The following is a 21741-nucleotide window of genomic DNA, read 5'->3' as shown; positions in this document are numbered from 1 at the left end:
ATATTTTCACTGATTTGAAATTTTAATAATAAAACGTATTATTTTTATAAGATAGGATATGGGAAGCAATTTATGGCTGATGAACACTCGATACCGTTGACGACAAATATCTTGGACGGGGTTGGCATAGGGCTTTGGGCTGTCGAAATTGACGACGGCTGTGCTCCGCGTATGACGGCGAATCCGACTATGCTCAAGTTGCTTGGGCTTGAAGAGGGTGTTTCTGCCGAAGATATTTTCCACGCCTGGTTTGATAATATTGACCCGGAACATTTTGCCGAAGTCAAGGCGTATGTCGACAAGATGAGTGCAGGCGAGGCGCCTGAAATTCAATACCCTTGGCATGCCCCCGATGGCCGTGTCCGTTTTGTCCGTTGTGGTGGAACCCGTAATTTTGATTATAAGAAAGGTGTGAGGCTTGAAGGCTGGCACAAGGATATCACAGAGCTTGCGCTCATCCAGAAGACTACTGAAGAGGAGCTCCGCAACGAAATCAAGACGATGGATCTTGATACAAAGCGGGAACGCTTGCAGAGTGCCCTCAACGAAAAGCTTTATGGAAAGGCAATTCTCGACAAGGCGTATAGCTATTTCAAGGTCAACCTTTCTGAAGGCAAAGTTTCTCGTCCCTTTATCCAGATTATCGAAGGCAAGTCTGTCGATGTGAGTGAATCTTTTGGCGAAGATTTCCCTCATTATGATGCGATTGTCGAAAAGATTGCCGACCAGCTCGTGGATAAGGAATACCGTAAGGCTTTTGTGCAGCACCTCTCGGCAAAGTCGCTTATAGACCAGGTCAAAAAAGGCGATTCCATCCCTGAATACACCTGCCGTTTTTATTCGCCGCACATCGGCTGGCATTACAGCCGTTTTGTCTGCTACGTTTCTAAGAACGAAATCCTGAATGAATACCAGGCGATGATGGTCGCTTACAACGTCTCGGAACAGCAGAAACAGGATGCCGCGATTCGCGATTGCATCGATGTTCTCTATAAGGAAAATCGTTCCAAGGACGCTATCGAAGAACTGCTTGCAACGCTTGCTTCGTATTACGATGCCGATAGGGCGTACATCCTGGAATGCGACAAGGAAAGGGAATACCTCAGTAGCACTTATGAATGGTGCCGTAAAGGTGTGAGGCCCAACAAGGCGGGGCTCCAGCGTATTCCATTGGAGATGATCAATCCGTGGATAGAGTCCGTGGGCGACATGGACGCCGTCTATCTCGAATCGCAGGATGATGAATACGGTGTCTGGGAAAGGCTGTACAGCTCGTTGCCGGTTCTAGATATCAAGAGCATAAGCGTTTCGACGATTGCTTCGAATGAACAGCGTTACAGTTTCCTTGTTTTAGACAACCCCAAGGAATCGCAGAAGAATTTTGCTGTACTCAAGCTCGTCGCGAGTTTTGCCAAAAACGAAATCAACCGCAGAAAGCGCATGGACGAAGATGCTGCGGTGACTTCGCTCTTGGCGTCGGACTATTCGTGCATCTTCTATTGTGACCTGGAATACGACTTGGTGACGGCGCATAAGCTGAATCCGGGAATCCAGAAGATGCTTGGTGATTCTCTGGGTGAATTTACCTATAGCGGTGCGATTGATTATATCGTCAGTAAGGTTGTTGCCTCTGAATATCAGGATGCCGTGCTGAAGAAGCTTTCGGTCAAGAATCTCAAGTCGCTATTGCAGAAGAAGGGTGTCACGAGTTTTGAATTCGTGAGCTATTCGGACAAGTTCTGCGAGTGCAAGGTCGTTGCCGTCAACAGGGGGCAGAAAGCTTTCGTAATCGGTTTTGCCGACAAGGATGAGCAGATCCGTACGGCTCGCATGCACCAGAAAAAGATTGAACAGGACTTGGAAATTATCGATATCCTCGCGTCGGAATATTCGGCGGTCTATTATATCGATCTGGAAAAGGATACGATTACTCCGTATTCGATGAACAAGGAATCGGAATCTCTGTTTGGTAGCCGTTTCCGTTCGGGAATCCCGTATTCCAAAGCGTTTGATGAATACGTCGAAGGTGTGGTCTGGGAACGCGACCGTGAAAAGATGCATAAGGCGGGCGCTCTTGCCAATATCAAGAAAGAGCTTACCTTGCAGAAGACTTTCATCACGACGTACCGTGGCGATGTCGAGGGCAGACCGCACTATTGCGAAATGAAGTTTGTGAAAGTGGGCGATGAGTTCGATCGTCCGGTCGCTGTGGCGCTTGGCTTTGCCGAAAAGGATGACTTGATTCTCAAGGATTTTGTGAACGACATCCTGTACGATGACTACGTGTCCATTTACTTTGTGAATGTCGAAGACAATTCCTTCCGTACCATCAAGTCTTCGAATGTTCCGTGGGTGGAAAAGCGTCCTCTGTACAGTACGTATTCCTATGAAGTCAAGAACATCAGCACCCTCGTCATGGAAGAATTTAGGCCGGACTGGCAAAAACTTTCAAACCTGTTCTATGTGCAAAAATTCCTGCAAAATGCGGACCAGCGCGAACAGGAATTCAAGATTGAAAGTGGCGAATGGCTGCGTGCAAAGTTTACGACCATTGAGCGCAATGACCAGCATGAGGTGGTTTCGTTTGTGCTCTCGTTTATGCTATTGAGCGATGACCAGGTTGAAAAGCTGGAACTGGATGCAAAGATTGCCGAGCAGAACGACTTGCTTGAAAAACAGCAGGTGATGCTCCAGAAGGCGCTTTCGATGGCTCAGTCTTCGGACCGCGCAAAGACGACGTTCCTCTCGAACATGAGTCACGATATCCGCACTCCGATGAATGCGATTGTCGGCTTTACAGGGCTTGCGATGGCGCATATCGACGAAAAGGAACTTGTGTTGGATTACTTGCGCAAGCTTGGGCAGAGTTCCAATCATTTGCTTTCGCTCATTAACGATGTGCTGGATATGAGCCGTATCGAATCGGGCAAGATGGTACTCTCCGAAAAAGACGAGGACCTGATAGAAATTATCAATGCGCTCAAGGATATTGTCCAGGCGGATATCGATGCGAAGAATCTCACTTTTGAAGTGGAGATGAATATTTGCGAGGCGGGTATCGTTTGCGACAAGTTGCGCCTGAATCAGGTGTTGCTGAACGTGCTCTCGAATTCAATCAAGTACACGCAGGCAGGTGGCTCGATTCATGTGCAGGTGACCGAAAAGGAATCCATGAAGCGCGATTCGGCTCTGTATGAATTCCGCATCCGCGATAACGGTATGGGGATGAGCGCCGAGTTCCTGAAAACGATTTATGAACCATTTACACGTGCAAGTACTTCGACGGTAAGCGGCATTCAGGGGACTGGCCTTGGCATGTCCATTACCAAGAATATCGTCGAGATAATGGGTGGTCGCATTGAAATCTTTAGTGAAGAGAACGCAGGGACCGAAGTTGTTCTTGAGCTGGATTTCAAGTTGCACGATAGTGCCCGCATGCGTGCGCAGATGAGCGATGGCAATTTCGATTTTGCCGGCAAGAAGATTTTGCTTGTCGAAGATAATGAAATGAACCGTCAGATTGCATGCGACATCCTTGAAGATAACGGGTTTGAAGTCTTTACGGCAGAAAACGGTCAGGAAGCGGTCAAGCTTATTGAACTTTCTGTGCCGGGGCAGTACGATCTTGTGCTGATGGATGTGCAGATGCCGGTGATGGATGGTTATGCGGCAACGCGTGCTATCCGCGTGCTCCCTGCAGGGTATCAGTCGCGAATCCCGATTGTCGCAATGACGGCGAACGCCTTTGAAGAAGACCGCAAGGCTGCTCTTGATGCAGGCATGGATGAGCATATTTCCAAGCCGATAGATGTAGACAAAATGAAGTATATTTTGTCGAGATTTCTTAAGAAGTGAAGCTTAAATGTTAAAGAATGTTGATGGTGTCCACAATGAAAAGGTGATGCATAGGGATCACCTTGTTTTTGCCATTGTTCTCGTTGTCGTGACGGCTTTGGTGTTCTTGTTTATTTGCCAGAAGATTTTGAAAATCGTTGAAGACGGGTGCTTCAATAGGCTTCGTGAATATGCCGAGGTGGCGTCGAATGAATTTATCATGAGCAACCTGCACTACGGCGGAACGCTCCAGTTTGTGGCGGATGCCTTGAGTGACCGTAGCGATTACTCTGTCGACAGCTTGCGACCGAAATTGGATGAGATGCAGCCGTTCTTGCGTGACCAGAAAATCAATATCCTTTTGCCGGGCGATACGGTCGTTTTGTCGGATGGCGCCTTGACGAGTTCAAAGGGGATGGGGATCTCGTTTGAAACTGAAGCCGCAGAAGCTGCCCATGTGACGGTCCGCCTTGAAAGTGACAAGCAAGAGGAAAAACTCCTGTATCACTTTGTGCCGATTAAGAGCCACGGGAAAACGGTTGCCCTTGCGTACTGGAATTTTAGCTTGGGACTTATCCACCAGTACTTGCGAAAGGACAAGCGCTATGACCGCAAGATGTATGTATATGTCATCAATCGCGATGATGGACGCTTTATTGCGGACACCAAGCATGATTCGCTGAAGAGTATCCATGATTACATGAACGAGATGGATAACGAAAGGGGATTGTTCTCGGCGCTTGTGGATAGCATGCTTGTGGGGGCAACGGGCGAGGCTTGCGTTGAAAACTATTGGGAAGAGTCCAACTGCTTCTTCTACAAACCCTTGGCGGTAAACCACTGGAGCATTGTCATTTCGTCTCCTGAAAAGAATGCGATGGCGGCAATCCATAAGGTGCGCTTTATTCTGCTCTGTTTCGCTATTGTGTTCTTGATTTTCTTTTTTGCTTACTTTGTGTTGCTCCGTCGCGTCGCAATTCGTTGCTTTGCAAATGAAGCTGACCGGGTCAAGCAAGATGATGTGGGCAAGGTGCGCTACATGCAGATGAAGCTCTTGGGGCTTTTGTCCAAGAACTTTATCCATATTTATTACGTGAATCCGGAATCGGGATCTTACGTTGTGTACCCGAGTGCGATGAACGACTTGTACAAGGAGATCCTCAGCCGCTTTGACTGCAATGTCTCGCTGTACGACATCATGAATAATGATGAACTCACGAAAATCCACAAGGACGATTTGGAACTTTGCCATAGCGTGTTTAACAAGGAAGCGTTCCTTGAAATGATGGGTTCGAATGAATCCCGAAAAGTGGTGGACATGCGCTGGTTCATCAATGGCAACTGGGTCTGGCTGCGCCATACGCTGATTGGTCTTGCCGATGGCAAGGGTGGCGGCTATGTGCTTATTGGTGTTGAAGACGTGAACGATGAAAAGGTCGCTATCGAAGCAGAACGCGAAAGACTTTCTGTGATCAAGGGCCTTTCGGAAGACTTCACGCTCGTGAGCTTTATCAACCCGTCCACTCGCGAAGACCATCTTTATTATGTGAAGAAAAACAACTGGGCGGACAACCCGAATTGGCGGAAGGTTGGGAATTTCGAGGACCGCCTGAAGCTGATTGCAAATACGCTTGTGCACCCCGATGACCGTAAGATGTTCATGGAAATGACGACTCGCGATGTCGTGATAGAACGTCTTGCCGCGAAGGGCGCCTATTATGTCAACTACAGGATGATTATCAACGGGGCGGTTGAATATTGGCAGCTCAAGTTCGTGATGGCGGGCAAGGCGCCCGATGCCCAGGAACAGATTGTGGCGGGCTTTATCAGCGTCGATGAATCTACTCGTTTGCAACTGGAACAGAAGGAACAGCTTGAAACGCAGGCTGAGGCATTAAAGCAGGCGCTCTCGGCAGCGCAGGCGGCAAACAGCGCCAAGAAGGAATTCCTCAATAGCATAAGCCATGAAATCCGTACTCCGCTTAACGCTGTCATTGGCCTTACCTCGATTGCCTCGTCGCATGTGGGGGATGCAGAACGCGTGAAGGATTGCCTGGTGAAAATTGACCAGAGTTCTGATCGCCTGCTTTCGATTATCAACGACATTCTCGACATGAGCCGTATTGAATCGGGCAAGTTCGACCTCAAGGAAGCTCCGACGCACTTGTTCGAAGTCGTTCATGAGGTGGAACGCGATATTCGCAATGACTTGCAGGCGAAGGACCTCAAGTTTGAACTGGATTGCGTTGGCATCAATGATGACGAAGTCGTTTGCGATAAGGACCGCTTGAGCCAGGCGCTTCTCAAGGTGCTTTCGAACGCTATCAAGTTTACGAAGGAAGGCGGCACTATCTCGATGAGCGTCAAGGAAACTCCGCTTACAAAGTCGAGCTATGCGGCATACGAGTTCCGTATCAAGGATAACGGCATCGGCATGAGCGAAGAATTCCTCAAAATGGTTTATGAACCGTTTGCGAGAGAGTCTACAGTGTCGAGAGATGTCCGCGGCATGGGCCTTGGACTTGCTATCACGAAGAATTCTGTCGAGATGATGGGTGGTCAGATTGAAATTGCGAGCCGCCTGAATGTCGGTACCGAAGTTGTAATGACGTTTGAATTCAAGTTGGTGCAGTCAAAGAAAAACGACGAAAGCAATGATACTGCCAACTCCGGATTTGCGGGCAAGAGAATTCTCCTTGTCGAAGACAATATCCTCAACCGCGAAATTACGATGGAAATCCTCCAGGACAATGGCTTTATCGTGACGGCGGTGGAAGATGGCGATATTGCCGTGAAAATGCTCTCGAAGGCAAAGTCGAGACCGTTCGATGTCGTCTTGATGGACGTTCGCATGCCGGTGATGGACGGTTACGAGGCAACAAAGCGCATTCGCGCTCTCGAAAACAAGGATGTTGCCGAAATTCCGATTATAGCCATGACGGCTAACGCATTTGACGAAGACCGCAAGGCTTCTTTCGAGGCGGGCATGAACGAGCATATTGCAAAGCCGGTCAGCGTTGAAAAGCTGAAGGACATGCTTGCGATGTTCTTGTAATTTTATTCCTATTTATCTGTTACAACGGCGGTATGTCTCCAAAAAATGTAAAAAAGTTATCTATATTGAAATGCATATGTCAGCACGAGTAACAAGCAGCGATAAAATTGAAGATATGTTTCCGGAAACCCCGGTACGTAAGATTATCACCCCGATCGAGCGCCTGATGAAGGTGGAGACGACGGGCGGCATAGTGCTTATCATTATGACGCTTGCGGCTCTCATCTGGGCGAACTTGAGTCCGTCATCGTACGAGCACTTTTGGCATTTGCCGTTCGTGGTGACGATAGGCAGCTGGGTGGGGGCTGGCGACTTGCACTGGTTCATCAACGATGCGCTGATGACGATATTCTTCTTCAATATCGGGCTTGAAGTCAAGGGCGAAATGACCTATGGCGAACTCCGCGATCCGAAGGCGGCGAGCCTCCCGATTATTGCGGCTGCTGGCGGTATGCTTTTCCCGGCGCTGATTTACTTGGCTCTTTGCCCTCCGGGTACGTCACATGGCTGGGGAATCCCGACGGCAACGGATATCGCGTTTGTGGTGGGCTGCATGGCGATTTTGGGCAAGAAGGTGCCGCATGCGCTCCGCGTGATGATTTTGACTTTGGCCATTGCGGACGATATCGGCGCGATTCTCGTGATTGCAATTGGCTACCCGAGCGGTGACGGCATCAACTTTAGCGCTCTTGGCATGGCCTTTGTGCTTCTTGCCTTGTTCAACGTGTTCTTCCGCATTGGCGTGCGCAACATGCTGCTGCTCCATTTCACGGGTATTGCCGTGTGGGCGTTCTTTGTCAAGTCCGGTGTGCACCCGACGATTGCGGGCGTGCTCCTTGGCCTCTCCGTGCCCGCAAAGGCCGTGGTGGCGAAAGGCGTGGTGGCCCAGTTTGCAAGTGGCGTAGGCAACGTGCTTTCGGGCGAGACGAAGGACCGCAATGAACAGTATGAAGTATTTACGATGCTCAAGCGCGGGGCAAGCGAAAGCGTTTCGTTGCAGGAACGCTTGTACAAGATGCTTGTGCCTTGGGTGAACTTTGGCATCATGCCGATTTTTGCGCTTGCAAATGCCGGTGTCGAAATCAAGCTCGGTGGCCTTGACGTGCCTGTGCTTGGTGCCGTGGCGCTCGCCCTCATTTTCGGTAAGCCGATTGGCATTTTCCTCTTCAGCCTCTTGTCCGTAAAGATTGGCGTTTCCAAGAAGCCGAGCTACTCCTGGAAGGTCCTTTGGGGCGGTGGCATGCTTGCCGGTATCGGATTTACGATGGCCCTCTTTGTGTCTGGACTTGCGTTTGAAGACGGTGCAAACAAGGACTCTGCAAAGCTTGGCATCCTCCTCGGAAGCTTTAGCGCTGCCATCCTCGGTACCATCTACATGAGCATAGTATCGAAAGAGCATAAGCAGTAGGAAGTCGCGGCATGCCGCACTTCGTCTACATGCTCCGTTGCAAGGGTGACCGCATTTACACGGGCTATGCCGTGGATGTCGATGCCCGCTATGAAGAACATTGCAGTGGGCGTGGCGCGAGGTTTACCAAAGCGTTCCCGCCGGAATGTATTTTACGCACATTTGAACTCGAAACTCGCGAAGAAGCGCTCCGCCTGGAAGCGCGTGTTAAAAAGCTCAAACGCCCGCAAAAGGAACTCCTTGCTGCGGGTGATTCTGCATTAGAAGGTGAACTGCGAGCAGGCCTTGGCGAACGCCTAAAGCCGAAAAAGAAACGCCGGAAACGCCTATTGTTTTAATCGGTAAATGAATGTACATTATTTATGTATGTTATCTATCGAAGACGCCAAAAATCAGGAAGACCTCTTCCAAATAAAGTCCGCCATCATGAGCAAGAAACTCGAAGATGTTGGCGGTCGAAAAGGCGTGATGGAAATTTTGAGTTTGTCCCTAGATGCGTACAAGAATAAGGATTACGAAAAGTCTCTCAAAATTCTTGAACCGCTGATGCAGGTACTTAAGGAACATCCTTTTGTGACTAGCGATGATGTCCGCTATGTCGCCATCTCGGATGAAATGGAATGGGTGCTTTATCAGCATTTTTGCCAGAATCCGTCGCAACAGGTAAAGAATGTCAGCGTCGTCTGCCCGATGGACTGGATTTACCGCCAATATGCGCTTGCTGCATTGGATTTGGGCGACTACTCTACGGCGTTGAAAGGCGTGACCGAAGCCGTCCAGTGGAACCCGACCTCTGCAAAATGCAGAATCTTGTATGCGATGCTCTGCAGTGCTGAAGGTCATTGGGAGAACTTGCTCAAAGAAATTGTTTCTGCCATGAAGTACACGTATCGTTCTAGCGATATGATCCATTGCTTCCGCTTTTTGAAGGATTATTTTATATACAAAAAGATGTACGATGTGGCTGTATATTGCAGCTTTTTACGCTCGCGCTTTTCGTCTTCTGAAAATGTAATGCTTGAAATCGTGGGCGATATGGTCATGCTCCTTAAACGCACGAATTTTGACTACAGCAGTATAAACGATGACGATATGATTGCTGCTTGTAAAAAGTATGGGTTTATGCCCAACTTTAATCCAGAAGTAATTGCAGTAGCTCAAGACGGTTACGAAGACGCCTTCCTTGCAAAAGATACAGGGCGCGCCGCTTATTTCGCACAAATCATGGAAGACCTCAAAACGGAACAAGAAAAAAGAGATGCCGTCAACCTACGGCAACTCTTCGAAAGTCATAGAAATCCGGTAAGCTAGGCTTATTTCATCACCAGGTCCACAACAAGCGCGATTGCCATGCCGATGCTGCAAATGCTGATGAACCGCTGGATGAACTTGTTGCCTTTTTTGCGTTGCGTGAAGCTACCGAGGTAGCCACCGAGCCATGCGCCTGCGGCCATGATAATCGCTATTGGCCAGTCAATTTTCCCTGCGATGCCGAGTGCAACTGTGCTTACGATCAGGAACACGTTCGTAAGTGCATTCTTGACGGCGTTCACGTGAATCGGGTCAAGACCGGTGTAACGCGTGAGGCTGAAAATCTGTACAAAGCCGACGCCCACTTGCACAATGCATCCGTAAACGGCAATCAAGAAAAATCCGATGGCGCCTTTGACGGTGAGCTTTTCGGGCGGTGTCTCAGGAGGCTTTCCGAGAATATCCTTGCGCAAGTTGCTCATGATGACCACAAGGCAAATGACAACCGCGAGAATCGCTTGGAAGAGCTTGTCTCCAATGCGGACCAAGAAGCATGCGCCAAGGAGTGCGCCGAAGAATGTCGGCAGCAGTAGCTGGAAGAATATCTTCTTGTTCAGGTAGCCGTGACGCGCAAGATTATAGGCGCTGCTGAAATTCCCGATGATGAGCCCGATGCGGTTCGTGCCGTTTGCGATAGTGGCGGGAAGCCCGAGGAAAATCATGATGGGGAGGCTAAGTGTAGATCCGCCGCCTGCGATGCTGTTGATAAGGCTTACGACTGCACCCAAAATAAAGAACGCCGGGTACTGGGCGTAATTCCACCAGTCTGTCACTTGGCGAGTTCCTTTTCAATAAACTTTCTGTTGCTTTCGACTTTTTCGCGCTGCGTTGTTTCCGGGAATTCCGCAAGGCACTTGTCGAGTGGTGCGATGGCGTCGTTCAGCAATTTCTTTTTCTTAGCTTCGTCCGTTTGCTTCAATGACTTGGCGAAAATCTGCGATGTGGTTTTTCGCTGTTTGTTGCAGTAGGCATCTGCAAGAGCGATGTACTTTTCGTTTGCTTCTTTGCGGAGCTTACTGGACTTGAGCTTGTTGAGCAAATCTTTTGCCTTATCGAACTTTTCGTTTGCGATGAGTGTGTCGGCTTGGGCGAGCGCCTTTTCGGGGTCTTGCTTTTCCCACATTTTGGCGGTCTCTGAATCGGTAGCCTTTTCGAGCTCGTCAACGTGATTCAAGAAAGCTTGCACATGGAGCGTGTCTTCGAAATCGCGGTAGCGGATGCGGAAAGTTTCGGTCTGCTTGCGGGCTTCGGCGAATTGCGCCTTTTCATCGGCGAGAACCTTGATTTCGTCAAATTCTTTCGAAGCCTTTTTGAGTGTGTTCGTATAAGCGATTTTCTTCTGGTCTTTAGCCCAGTTCGCGAGCGAGTCACCCGGAGCGAGCTGCGCAATCAAACTGTCTGCGGTTTCGGCGACCATGCTGTATGAGGCTTGCACACGGTTCATGTTCTGAATCTGGAGCGCCATCGATTCGAATTCTTTTGCCTTTTCTTCACGACGCTTGCCGAAAGCTTCGCGGAGCGTATCCGAATGCGCTTGCCATTTTTCCCACATCGGAGCCATAGTCGAGAAGCTGTTCAAGATGACGGAGGCGGAGTCCGTTTGACCGGCGCGGCTGAGAGTGTCGGCGTAGCTAAAGACGTAATTGGCGAGTGCCGGGAATGCCTTGTACGGGTCCATCGTCGTTTCGAGCGTGCAATGCGAAAAGTGCGTCTTGTCGCACGGCGGCAACATCATCAAAACCGTATCGACTCGAGTTTGTACGAGAATAGTCGGCGTTTGTTCTGGAGTCAAAATCTGGTCGGGCGTAGAGAGCTTGAACTGGTCGAGAATCTGCGAAGCGCTATCGCCGGTGACGACCTGCATCTCGGAATACTTGCCGGTCTGCGTTTCTGCAGACTGGACTGTATCTTGCCCGATGATTTTCGTGAACGGAGTTTCTGTGGGCTTTACGTCTGGAGATGGGCATTGACTTGTCCCGATGCATGCGGTGAGCGAGAACGCTGCGGCGAATGTGGCTGCCTGAACGAAAACCGTTGATTTAGACATGAAACACTCCGAAAAAGTTCAATATTCCTGCGTTATCAAAGATAATAATTAGAATGTGTAAAACCTAGTGCAGTCAATAGTCATTGGTCATTAGTTGTTAGAAGCCGTGATGGCTTCAGCTGCTTAAGCTATTGACTAATGACCAACAGCTGATAACTAATTGTTACTCAGCATCGGCTTCGATGGGCACGAATGCATTTTTGCTGCTGAAGTTTTCGGGCAAATCCCAGTCATCATCCTTGGGCATGGCGGCCTGCGGTTTTGGCGGCTTAACAGGCGTGAATGTCTGCTGCGGATCAAGTGGAATCTGTTTTGCGGCTTCCGTTGCCTTCTTGATGGAATCAGCCTTCATGACTTCTGAAACAGGTCTTGCGTCAGCAGGGATGACTTGCTGCGGCTTCGGCGCAGTCCCAGCTTGCGCAGTAGCGGGCTGTGCGACACTGGGTGCGGCTTCTTGTGCCTTAACCGTCGCGGAATCTGTTGCGTTTCCGGTTTGCGGTGGCGTGCTTGTCTGCGGCATCGGCAAGCTCACGACAATTCCAGATTTTGCAATTGTTTCGGCGGCTATCTTCTGTACTTGCGGCGGTGTGAATCCTGGCACATCGAGCCACGGGAGCGGGCGGCCTTTTTCGCCGTTCACCAAAGCTTCACCGGTCATCGGGTCTACCGTGAGTTCTCCACGTTCGTTTGTCAGCATCAACGGCACTTCGCCCGTGGCGATCATCGAAATGTCGAGGAAGTCGATTTGCTTCGGAATGCCGAGAATGTCTATTTCTTCCTTCGCAAACGAAGCCCACTGCGGCAAACCACCCGAGGCGCCTGCAATACGCGTGCGTCCCGATTTCAAAGGCTTGTTGTCGTCAAAGCCCACATAGCTACCAATGGCAATCACGGAATCCAGCGCGATGCCATTCTTTTCCTTGACGTATGTCGGGAGCGCACCAAGGAATGCCACGTTGCGGTAATCGTTTGTCGTACCCGTCTTGCCCATCACCGGGTAACGGAGCTTCGAAGCTCCTTCAGGATTCTTGACGCTAAGCGCGGTGAGCTGGCTGTGTGCCGTACCGTTCGTGAACACGGAGCGCAACATCACGCCCATCTGCGTTGTCACGGTATCGTCAAGCACCGTCATCGATTCCATCTTGTTCCTGAAAATCGTACGGCCATCGCGGTTCCTGATTTCTTTGATAAAGCAGGCTTCGGTCCAGTTCGCGTCCTTGCACTTGAAAATCTTGCCTGTGAGGAGTGTCTGGTAGGCGGTCGTGATTTCGGCAAGCGTAATGTCGTTCACGCCGAGCGGCATACTGAACACTTTCTGCAATTTCTGGTGGATGCCGATTTCGTTTGCAAAGCGGGCGTAGTCGGCCATCGCAAGCGCACGGCGGTAATCCGGCCAGTAACGTAGATGAGCCATGTCGAAGTAATCTGCATCGCTATCGACCGGTTCAATCATGGCGTTCAAACGTTTAAAGTCGGCAAGCGTAAAGTTTTCGATCAGCTGTACGGAATCGAGCGGCAGAAGCTTTGTCGATTCATCCGGGTCGAGCTCCTGTATTTCGCGGGCGCGCCAGATTTCAGAGTAACGCTTAAAGTTGTGGTTTACGTACTTCGTGATTTTCGGGTCGCGCTTCGCTTGTTTCAAACCGATGTCCGTAAACGTGCCGTAGCGCAAGTTCTGCACGGCACGGGCCTGCAATACCTTGCCGTCGTTCATATAACGTTCCACGAGCGCATCGCGTGCCTTCGTGAATTCGATTTCGCGCTTGACTTCCTCCTTCATCATGAGGCCGAACTTGTCGCGCAAACGTTCCACGAACTTGATGCGTTCTTCATCCGGATTGCGGGCAAAGCCGTTTTCGCGGGCAACGTCTTCGAATTCCTTGTCCGAGAGCTTGTCCAACAGGTGTTCCAAAAGCCAAATACTTGCGATGTTTTCGGAACGCGTAGCGGCCCATGCAATGCTGACAACGTCACCCTTGTTCTTGTGGTCCGGGCGCGGGAAGTAGAATTGGTTCCCGTACTGGAAGGCGTTGAATTCGTTTTCGAGATTGTCAAGGTAGTTCCAGTGGTATTTGAGGGCGAGAGCGTAAAGAATCGGCTTCCAGCTAGAACCGAGTTGGCGGAGTGCCTTGAAGCTACGGTCAAATCCAGTGTTGTGGAAACCGCCTTGGCTCGCGAGCACCTTGCCGTTCTGGATGGCGACGAGTGCGCCTTGCAGCACCGGTTCCGTTTCAATTTTGCACTGTGCGTAACCGTCAATCGGGGTTTCGTCGATGATGCTCACGAGGAGGATGGCTCCCGGCTTGAGCTGAGTTGCAAGAATCTTGTTCACATCGCCACCGGCGAGTTTGGCAAAGTCGTTCACGGACTGCTCCGTGACAATGCCCTTGAGCTGCCCGAAGTTCAACTTGAGCGATTGCAGTCTGCCGGTCGTATCGTAGAAAACGCTATCCACGGCGCCGTAGAGGTAATCGCCCTTGCGAGCGTTGCGGGCGCGGTTTGCAAATTGAGCCTTCGGGAGTACAAAACCGCCGAGCTGTAATTGCAAGTTACTGATGTTTGTCTGCAATGCGCGTTTGGCGGCATCCTGCGATTTGGCGTTCAAAGTTGTTGTGATTTCGAGTTGAGCCTTGCGCCAGTCTTCGATGCCTTCCTTTTGGAAAAGTTCGTGGAAAAAGTCGCTGTCGAGGCGTTCTTCCAAGCGTTCAAGTGTCGTGCTCATCGTGAAACGGAAATTGCCGTGGTTGAATTCCAAGGGCTTTGCGATGGCGGCATCCATGTCGGCCTGCTCGATGTAGCCTTCTTCGACCATGCGTCCGAGTACGTAGCGGAGTCGCGTCTCGCCGCGTTCGATTGCCTTTTGCCTGCGTTCTTCGGTGCGCTGGATGAACGGGTCGTAGTTGAACGGTCCCTTCACCGAGCCTGCGATAAATGCGCATTCGGCAAGCGTCAAATCCTTGAGTTCCTTGTTAAAGAAGTACTGTGCCGCGATTGCCACACCCTTACCCGTACCTGAAACGTGGAACTGGTTCAGGTAAAATTCCAGGATGTCTTCCTTGGTAAAGTGCTTCTCCATGCGGAGCGCATTCAAAAATTCCTTGAGCTTTTCCTTGACGCTACGTTCTTCGCGACCAAAAATGTTCTTGACGGCCTGCTGCGTGAGTGAGGATCCGCCCTGGCTGACACGCCCTGATTTGATGTTATTGACCATGGCGCGCATGAAACCCTTGAGGTCGTAACCGTTGTGGGTCCAGTAACGGGAGTCTTCGGCGGCGATAAGGGCGTTGATCAGGTTGACCGGGATATCACCATAAGGCACGTACACGCGGTGGTTCGCGTCAAAGAATGCGCCGAGCAGGTTTTCGCCGTCTTCGTAGAAGACGCGGGTCTCGCCGGAGAGCACCTGTAGGATATTGGTGCGGTTGAATTGGTTATCCGGGTCGCGTTCGGGGAGGATCTTGAACACGACAATGTAAAAGGGGATGTAGCAAATCAAGGCTACGAGGAAAATAGCGACGATGATTTTGACAAACTTGTTCATGTTACCGTAAATTATTGACTATTAACGAGTTACAAGATATAAAAGTTTTGAAGGGGTGACTTGCCCAGAGACCTGTAATATGTAAAAAATACGCCCTTTTTTGAGGAAAATCAATGAATTTGGCTGTTACCCCTTGAATTTTCGTTAGAATTTTGTTAAAATTTGGGTCCCCAAGATGGGAAGATGGCCGAGTTGGCCGAAGGCGCGTCCCTGCTAAGGACGTATAGGACTAAATCCTATCGCGAGTTCGAATCTCGCTCTTCCCGCTGAAAAGCCCCGAGTCGAAAGACCCGGGGTTTTTTGTGTCTTCTCCCCGCGTTGGCGGAGAGTTCCCTGCACAAATCCGCTAGCTCTTGATTTTACCCTTATCTATATACATGAACGTGTCGGCTCTCTTGAGCACGTCCTTAACGCATTCGTCAATTTTGCTGCTGTAATCCGCCATGCCTGCTGCAAACGAAATGCTCTCCTTCGGGGCGTCTGGCTTGCGGTTCACGGATGATTTCAGCTTTTCAAAAAGTTCTGCGCGTTTTTCGTACTGTTCGCCGAAAAGGATGATGACAAATTCATCACCGCCGATGCGGAAAACCGGGCTGTGGCTGAAAACATTGCAGAAAACCTTGCTGCAGTTCTTGAGATATTCATCGCCCATGTCGTGCCCGAACGTATCGTTGATAACCTTCAGGTCGTTGACGTCGCATTCTACAAGCGCGAATTTTATTTTGTCCTTGGCTTTGATTTCGTTGTCGATTAGTTCGCATTTCGCCTTGTACGCGGCGGCGCTCCCGACTCCTGTGAGCGGGTCTTTGTTCGCAATGAGCTTTGTATGCTGGAGATCCTTTCTCAAGCGTTGTGCGGTTTCTTCTAGACGATGTTCCTCTTCGACGTTGATAATGCCGATAATGAACCCCTGGGCGTTGCTTTTGTCGCTTGCGATTTTCAGGCGGTAATGCTCAATCTGTCCGTTGATGCTTGCGAGGAATGGGATGGTATAATAGGGGGCACTCTGTAAAAGTTCGATGCACTTGTCGATGGTTGATTTTTCGATAAAATCGCTAAATTCGTTAGGGACGTAAATGCGCTTCATGAAATTGTCGAAATCCTTGGGGTTGGTGGAATTGCGACCTTCCCACAGGAGCGGGGTGAACTTTTCGCTGATCTGGTAGAACTTGGCGTGGTTCTTGGGAATATTGACGTACACGACCACGTCGTAGTCCGAAGAAAGCCCTGCGATGATGACCGCCTTTTGCGACAAGTCCCTGTTGCGGCTAATTTTCGAGATGAAAAATGCATAGATGGTGCAGCAGCCGAGCATGGATCCGATGGAATCACACGGAGAAAATGGAAATGCCCTTTGCAGAAAACCGCACAGGACCGGTGCCGAAATAAACAGGAACCCTGCGGCATAGTGTTTGCGGGCGCTTGTCTTTTTTGCGCTCGCTGTTTTGTAAACCAGAAAAATTGCAATGACGAAGAATGTGAAATATTGGCTGTAATATAGTAGGTTTCTCCCGTTCATGACGATGTAGGTGCCCTCGTCGCTGATGCCGAAAAGAAAACTTGACCTGAAATTCATCAAAAGAAGGATTAGCTGGAATATGACTAGCGCTAGGGACAACATCTTGGCGGGAATAGCCTTTTCGCGCTCGATGTTGATGAAATTCAATATGTAGTTGAGCCAGATAAAGGCCATGACAGCGGCTGCCGCATGGAAAAACGAGGATGACAGGAAAAGCAGGAAGTTGTTCTTGATAGCTCCGCAGCCGAAAATCCCCCAGATACCGTCCTGGAGGCAAAATACAATCACCCAGTTGGCAAGGTACAAGAAATCCTTGTCTGTTTTTTCGCTTTTGTCCAATACGATTCTAAACTGATTCTTGAAAATCAGCAAGACGAACGCACAGGTAAAAGCTAGCACGGAATAAAGAGGATCAACCATATACACCTTGAAGTATTTTAAATTAATATAAGATTTTTGTACTGATTTTGCAAGCTTTCTTCTCGTCTGTCATTCCCGCCTACCTGTCCTCGCTTGACGGGGACGAGCGGAAATCTCCTTTTTTCTAAAAAAATCTTGACTTTCCCGTTTTTTTAATGGATATTATTAGGTGGATTTGATTACAAGGAGTTTGACTATGAAGACGAATAGCTTTTTAGTCGGTGCCATTCTCGGTGCCGCAGCGACTGTTGCCATTACGAAGAAATTTTTTAAGTGCTGCTCTTGCAATGAAAACGAAACTTGCGATAACCCGGTCTTGAAAGATGCCGACGATGCCGTCGAAAAGCTCCGCAATTCCGTGGATAGCCTCCGCAAGGAACTGAACAGCCGCATTGAATCCGAACAGACCTTTGCTGCAAAGTGCGAAGACCTCAAGGACCAGGTGGCCAAGCAGAACGCAGAAATCAACAACCTCAAGAACATCTGCGAAATGCAGGACAGCCGCAACAAGAAACTCGAAGAGGAACTCGCTAGCAAGAAGTAACCGGTGAACGCTCCTCGCGCTTGTCACCACGGATCCCATTCCGGGGTCACCTTTTTTAGTGTCATTCCGGCCAGAGCCTGTGCTGAGCGGAGTCGAAGTAAGCCGGAATCTCCATACACAATCCTCAAACGCATAAAAAAGTCGGCGTCCGCCGACTTTTTTGCAATTTTTCATGCAATTCACTTTTTCGTTGTCATGCCGGACACCGTTCTCTTTGACCACTTAGAGCTTTAGCTCTTACGTGGTCATGATCCGCGTATGGGGACGGCATCGCCTTCTCGTAAAATAAACTACGCTTTCCCCAAATCCTTCGCAATTTCCACAGCAAGTTCTTCAAGCTTTGCGGCGGAAGTCTCGTCGAGGGCGGACTTGAGTGTGACCGTTGTTTCGCAGAATGTCACGTTCTTGAGCGTGTCAAGAATCTCGTGCATTTTCTTTGCGGCCATAGGTGCCCAAGTGCCGTTTTCGACAATGCCGACTTTGCGGTTGCAGAAGTTTTTCGCCTTGAGATGCGTGAGGAATTTTTCGGCAGCGGGGAAGAGTCCTGCGTCAAGCGTTGTCGCGCATACGGCGAGATGGCTGTAACGGAATGCCTGTGCGACCGTTTCCGAAGAATATGTGCGGGCCAAATCCATAATCGTCACGTCAACGCCTTTTTCGCGGAGCGATTCGGCGAGCTTTTTCGCGGCTTCTGCCGTGTGGCCGTAAACGCCTGCGTAGGCGACAAACACGCCTTGCGTTTCTGGAGCGTAGCTACTCCAGGTGTTGTACTTGTCAATGTAGAAACTTAAATTGTCTGTAAGAACCGGGCCGTGCAACGGGCAAATCGTCTTGACCTCGATTCCGGCGAGCTTTTTCAAAACGCTCTGCACCTGCATGCCATATTTCCCGACGATGTTGATGTAGTAGCGTCTCGCTTCGCTCACCCAATCTTCGCCGAGCTTGCCAGAAAGTCCGAATGTGCCGAACGCATCGGCGGAGAACAGAATCTTTTCGGATTCGTCATAGCTGAGCAAGACTTCGGGCCAGTGGACCATCGGGGCTGCGATGAACTTTAGCGTGTGCTTGCCGAGCGAAAGCGTGTCGCCATCCTTGAGCGTGAGCGTCTTTGTGCCTTCCGGGAGCTTGACGAACTGCGGAATGAACGTAAGCGCCTTTGCAGATGCGGCGATAGTTGCGTCCGGGTACTTCTTGATGAATTCGAGAAAGCCGCCGGCGTGGTCGGGTTCCAAATGGTGGACAATCAGGTAGTCGGGCTTTTTGCCCTGCAATGTATTTTCAACATTTGTCAACCATTCACTTACTTTGTGTGCGTCTACGGAATCCGTGACGGCAATCTTCTCGTCGAAAATCACGTAGGAATTGTACGAAACTCCATCAGGAACCTTGTACTGCCCTTCAAATAAATCAATCTCGCGGTCATCCACTCCAACGAACTTAATGCTTTCGCTAAAATCTGAAACAATCATTTTATTCCTCTTTTTTTAATCCTAAACTTGTCATGCCCGACTTGTTCGGACATCTCCTTTTTCGGAGTTTTATACATAGTTAAAACCTTAATAATATATAACAAAAAATTACTTCTTGTTTTCGCGTTTCTTGAAGTCCGTGCCAAGGATGCGCAAAATAGTTTTTTTCTATATTGCAGTTCGTTTAAAAAACGATTAAAACAAAAAAGGAATATCATGCCAGCTTTTGATCCAAATGCGAAAAAGATGCTGATTTCGGGCAACGAAGCCATTTCCCTTTCCATGCGTCATTGCAATGTGCAGCTTGCCGCAGGTTATCCGGGAACTCCTTCCACCGAAATCTTGGAAGATTACTCTGAACTGGGTGGCTATGCCCAGTGGGCTCCGAACGAAAAGGTCGCTGCCGAAGTCGCTCTCGGTGCCGCTTTTGGTCACGCCCGCAGTGTTGTCACCATGAAGATGGTTGGCTTGAATGTGGCAAGTGATGTTCTCTATACCGCAACTTACACGGGTGTCGATGGCGGCATGGTGTGGATCGTTGCCGATGACCCGGGTCAGGGCAGCTCCCAGAACGAACAGGATACGCGTAACCACGCGAAGGCATCCGTTTGCCCGATGTTCGAACCGTCCAACTCCCAGGAAGCCTATGATTTCTTCCGCATCGCCATGCAGACGAGCGAAAAGTTCAAGATTCCTGTCATCCTCCGCATGACCACCCGCGTGGACCATTCCAAGTCTATCGTCGTGCCGAAGGAAGAACTCCCGGCAATGGTGCCGAACTTTGAACGCAATATCGCCCAGCATGTGATGGTGCCTGGCTTCTCGAAGCCGGCTGGCCGTCGCCTCCGCGCCAAGATGGACGAAATGGAAGCCTGGAACGTTGCCGAAGGCCCGAACAAGGTCGAAATGCGCAGCGAAGATTTCGGTATCATCGTGAGCGGCATCAGCTACCACCACGTCCGCGAAGCCGCCCCGGAAGCAAGCATCCTCAAACTCGGTATGACCTACCCGCTGCCGATGCAGCTCATCAAGGATTTCGCCAAGAAGTTCGAAGGCAAGCGCCTCATGGTCATCGAAGAAAACGACCCGTGGCTTGCTGAAAACATCAAGGCCGCAGGCATCCAGTGCGAAAGCAAGTTTGATCCGATTTTCCGCTTTGGTGAACTCGATGTGAACCGTGTGCGCCGCATTATCGCTGGCGACAAGAACCCGGATCCAGTTCCGGTCAAGGGCAAGCCGCCTATGCTCTGCCCGGGCTGCCCGCACCGCAGCTCCTTTGCAGTTCTCAAGGAACTCGACTGCATCGTCTCCGGTGACATCGGCTGCTACACGCTCGCCGCTCTCCCGCCGATCAGCGCCATGGACTACATGATTGACATGGGTGCCGCAATCGGTATGGGTATCGGTCTCCGTAACGTGCTCCCGCGCGAACAGGCAAAGCGCGTTGTCTCCGTGATTGGCGACTCTACGTTTGTTCACAGTGGCATCACTGGCCTTGTGGAAGCAGGTTACAACCGCCCGGAAACTGGCCACGTTGTCATCATTTTGGACAATAGCATCACCGCTATGACCGGTCAGCAGGAACACCCGGGTACGGGCCGTCACCTCGACCACTCTCCGGCATATAAGATTGACTACAAGGAAGTCGCAAAGGTCGCCGGTTTCGACAACGTCTATGAAGTGAACCAGGTCAAGGAACCGGAAGAATTCAAGCGTCTCGTGAAGGAATCCCTCGAAAAGGACGAACTCACGCTTATCGTTGCAAAGAGCCCCTGCATTCTCGCCCTCAAGAGCATCCTTGCCTGGGACAAGGCAAACAAGGAAAAGGCCGAAAAGGCACTTGCCGAAGCAGAAGCCGCTGCCAAGAAGAACAATAACTTTTAATAGAGAGGTTGAATAATTATGAGCGTAATGAACGTTAAATTTGCAGGCCTCGGTGGCACAGGTGTTATCAAGGCTAGTGACGTGATGGCCGAACTCGTTTTCGAACAAGGTTACGATGTGAAGAAGGCCGAAGTCCATGGCATGAGCCAGCGCGGCGGTTCCATCGCTTCTGATGTGCGTTTTGCAAAAGATGAAGAAGTGCAGTCCCCGATGATTCCGTGCGGCGAAGCCGACTACCTCGTCGTCTTTGACGAAACGCAGGTTGTCGTGAACGAAGCCTACATGAAGCAGGGCGGCGTGCTCCTCACGCCGGCTGACATCGATGTTTCCAAGCTCGAAAACGTGAAGGCTTTGAACGTCGCCATGCTCGGCAAGCTCTCCAAGCACTTCGACTTCACCGTGGATCAGTGGCTCGTCGCTTTGAACAAGCTCTTTGCCGAAAAGTTCCACGAAGGCAACAAGAAGGCATTTATGCTCGGCCGCGAAGGCTAATTGCTTACCGTCATCCCGCACTTGTTGCGGGATCACCTTTACAATGTCACCCCGGCCACTGTGCCGGGGGCTCTTTTTTTATTGCGTTAGTTTTTTATTTGTGTGTCGGATTGTACAACCCTTGCGCCCTTCTCCCCAAGAAATCCGCCCAAATTCCCTCAAATTTCCGTGAAAACCTTAAATAACGTGCTTTTATATTTGTAATTTGTGTTTGTGG

13 protein-coding genes and 1 tRNA gene are annotated in these 21741 nt (G+C 50.1%); 9 read left to right on the top strand and 5 right to left on the bottom strand.

Annotation, left to right across the window (positions count from 1 at the left end; genetic code table 11):
• Positions 1-72 precede the first annotated feature (72 nt).
• The 5 genes from B9Y77_RS11435 (at position 73) to B9Y77_RS11415 (ending at position 9608) form a co-directional block, all read left to right on the top strand.
• Positions 73-3855, top strand: a complete 3783-nt coding sequence (locus B9Y77_RS11435) for a PAS domain-containing hybrid sensor histidine kinase/response regulator (protein ID WP_085491731.1) — start codon at positions 73-75, stop codon at positions 3853-3855.
• Between the two features lie 7 nt (positions 3856-3862).
• Positions 3863-6889, top strand: coding sequence for a response regulator (locus tag B9Y77_RS11430; RefSeq protein ID WP_085491730.1), 3027 nt, complete (start codon positions 3863-3865; stop codon positions 6887-6889).
• 115 nt (positions 6890-7004) lie between these two features.
• Positions 7005-8297, top strand: coding sequence for a Na+/H+ antiporter NhaA (gene nhaA, locus B9Y77_RS11425; RefSeq protein ID WP_254900016.1), 1293 nt, complete (start codon positions 7005-7007; stop codon positions 8295-8297).
• 11 nt (positions 8298-8308) lie between these two features.
• Positions 8309-8635: a GIY-YIG nuclease family protein gene (locus tag B9Y77_RS11420; RefSeq protein ID WP_085491728.1), complete on the top strand. Its 327-nt coding sequence runs from the start codon at positions 8309-8311 to the stop codon at positions 8633-8635.
• A 28-nt stretch (positions 8636-8663) separates the two neighbouring features.
• On the top strand, positions 8664-9608 hold the full coding sequence (locus B9Y77_RS11415; protein WP_085491727.1) for a hypothetical protein: 945 nt from the start codon (positions 8664-8666) through the stop codon (positions 9606-9608).
• A gap of 2 nt (positions 9609-9610) precedes the next feature.
• Here the strand turns inward: B9Y77_RS11415 and B9Y77_RS11410 are convergent, their stop codons facing one another.
• The 3 genes from B9Y77_RS11410 to B9Y77_RS11400 all read right to left on the bottom strand — a co-directional run bounded on the left by B9Y77_RS11410 (position 9611) and on the right by B9Y77_RS11400 (position 15196).
• A complete protein-coding gene (locus B9Y77_RS11410) occupies positions 9611-10381 on the bottom strand; it encodes a sulfite exporter TauE/SafE family protein (protein WP_085491726.1) in 771 nt (256 codons plus the stop codon).
• A complete protein-coding gene (locus tag B9Y77_RS11405; RefSeq protein ID WP_085491725.1) occupies positions 10378-11655 on the bottom strand; it encodes a hypothetical protein in 1278 nt (425 codons plus the stop codon). The genes B9Y77_RS11410 and B9Y77_RS11405 overlap by 4 nt, the downstream gene beginning before the upstream one ends.
• Positions 11656-11818: 163 nt before the next feature.
• Positions 11819-15196 carry a transglycosylase domain-containing protein gene (locus B9Y77_RS11400; protein WP_085491724.1) on the bottom strand — a complete coding sequence of 1126 codons (3378 nt, stop codon included), beginning with the start codon at positions 15194-15196 and terminating at the stop codon, positions 11819-11821.
• Positions 15197-15373: 177 nt separating this feature from the next.
• Between B9Y77_RS11400 and B9Y77_RS11395 the strand changes: the two genes are divergently transcribed.
• Positions 15374-15462, top strand: a tRNA-Ser gene (locus tag B9Y77_RS11395).
• An 80-nt stretch (positions 15463-15542) separates the two neighbouring features.
• Here the strand turns inward: B9Y77_RS11395 and B9Y77_RS11390 are convergent.
• A complete protein-coding gene (locus tag B9Y77_RS11390) occupies positions 15543-17135 on the bottom strand; it encodes a GGDEF domain-containing protein (RefSeq protein WP_085491723.1) in 1593 nt (530 codons plus the stop codon).
• Positions 17136-17331: 196 nt separating this feature from the next.
• Between B9Y77_RS11390 and B9Y77_RS11385 the strand changes: the two genes are divergently transcribed.
• Complete coding sequence (locus B9Y77_RS11385; RefSeq protein WP_085491722.1) at positions 17332-17679, top strand: hypothetical protein; 348 nt, start codon at positions 17332-17334, stop codon at positions 17677-17679.
• Positions 17680-17969: 290 nt separating this feature from the next.
• On the opposite strand, the gene B9Y77_RS11380 is transcribed toward B9Y77_RS11385, so the two are convergent.
• A complete protein-coding gene (locus B9Y77_RS11380; protein WP_085491721.1) occupies positions 17970-19148 on the bottom strand; it encodes an FprA family A-type flavoprotein in 1179 nt (392 codons plus the stop codon).
• A gap of 216 nt (positions 19149-19364) precedes the next feature.
• Here B9Y77_RS11380 and B9Y77_RS11370 point away from each other — a divergent pair, with 216 nt between their 5' ends.
• Both B9Y77_RS11370 and B9Y77_RS11365 read left to right on the top strand, forming a co-directional pair.
• Positions 19365-21032, top strand: coding sequence for a thiamine pyrophosphate-dependent enzyme (locus tag B9Y77_RS11370; RefSeq protein WP_085491719.1), 1668 nt, complete (start codon positions 19365-19367; stop codon positions 21030-21032).
• Between the two features lie 18 nt (positions 21033-21050).
• Positions 21051-21524: a 2-oxoacid:acceptor oxidoreductase family protein gene (locus B9Y77_RS11365; protein WP_073424737.1), complete on the top strand. Its 474-nt coding sequence runs from the start codon at positions 21051-21053 to the stop codon at positions 21522-21524.
• The last annotated feature ends 217 nt before the right edge of the window (positions 21525-21741 follow it).

The organism is Fibrobacter sp. UWB13, from assembly GCF_900177805.1.
In the GTDB taxonomy this organism is placed as follows: domain Bacteria; phylum Fibrobacterota; class Fibrobacteria; order Fibrobacterales; family Fibrobacteraceae; genus Fibrobacter.
The sequence above is the reverse complement of the archived record's forward strand: the minus strand, read 5'-3'. Positions and strand labels throughout refer to the sequence as shown.

Excerpts from the sequence above, each read along its gene's own strand:
- B9Y77_RS11385 (WP_085491722.1), top strand. The coding sequence starts at position 17,332 with ATGAAGACGAATAGCTTTTTAGTCGGTGCCATTCTCGGTGCCGCAGCG.
- B9Y77_RS11390 (WP_085491723.1), bottom strand. The coding sequence starts at position 17,135 with ATGGTTGATCCTCTTTATTCCGTGCTAGCTTTTACCTGTGCGTTCGTC.
- B9Y77_RS11400 (WP_085491724.1), bottom strand. The coding sequence starts at position 15,196 with ATGAACAAGTTTGTCAAAATCATCGTCGCTATTTTCCTCGTAGCCTTG.
- B9Y77_RS11430 (WP_085491730.1), top strand. The coding sequence starts at position 3,863 with ATGTTAAAGAATGTTGATGGTGTCCACAATGAAAAGGTGATGCATAGG.
- nhaA (WP_254900016.1), top strand. The coding sequence starts at position 7,005 with ATGTTTCCGGAAACCCCGGTACGTAAGATTATCACCCCGATCGAGCGC.
- B9Y77_RS11380 (WP_085491721.1), bottom strand. The coding sequence starts at position 19,148 with ATGATTGTTTCAGATTTTAGCGAAAGCATTAAGTTCGTTGGAGTGGAT.
- B9Y77_RS11435 (WP_085491731.1), top strand. The coding sequence starts at position 73 with ATGGCTGATGAACACTCGATACCGTTGACGACAAATATCTTGGACGGG.
- B9Y77_RS11415 (WP_085491727.1), top strand. The coding sequence starts at position 8,664 with ATGTTATCTATCGAAGACGCCAAAAATCAGGAAGACCTCTTCCAAATA.
- B9Y77_RS11365 (WP_073424737.1), top strand. The coding sequence starts at position 21,051 with ATGAGCGTAATGAACGTTAAATTTGCAGGCCTCGGTGGCACAGGTGTT.
- B9Y77_RS11370 (WP_085491719.1), top strand. The coding sequence starts at position 19,365 with ATGCCAGCTTTTGATCCAAATGCGAAAAAGATGCTGATTTCGGGCAAC.
- B9Y77_RS11420 (WP_085491728.1), top strand. The coding sequence starts at position 8,309 with ATGCCGCACTTCGTCTACATGCTCCGTTGCAAGGGTGACCGCATTTAC.
- B9Y77_RS11405 (WP_085491725.1), bottom strand. The coding sequence starts at position 11,655 with ATGTCTAAATCAACGGTTTTCGTTCAGGCAGCCACATTCGCCGCAGCG.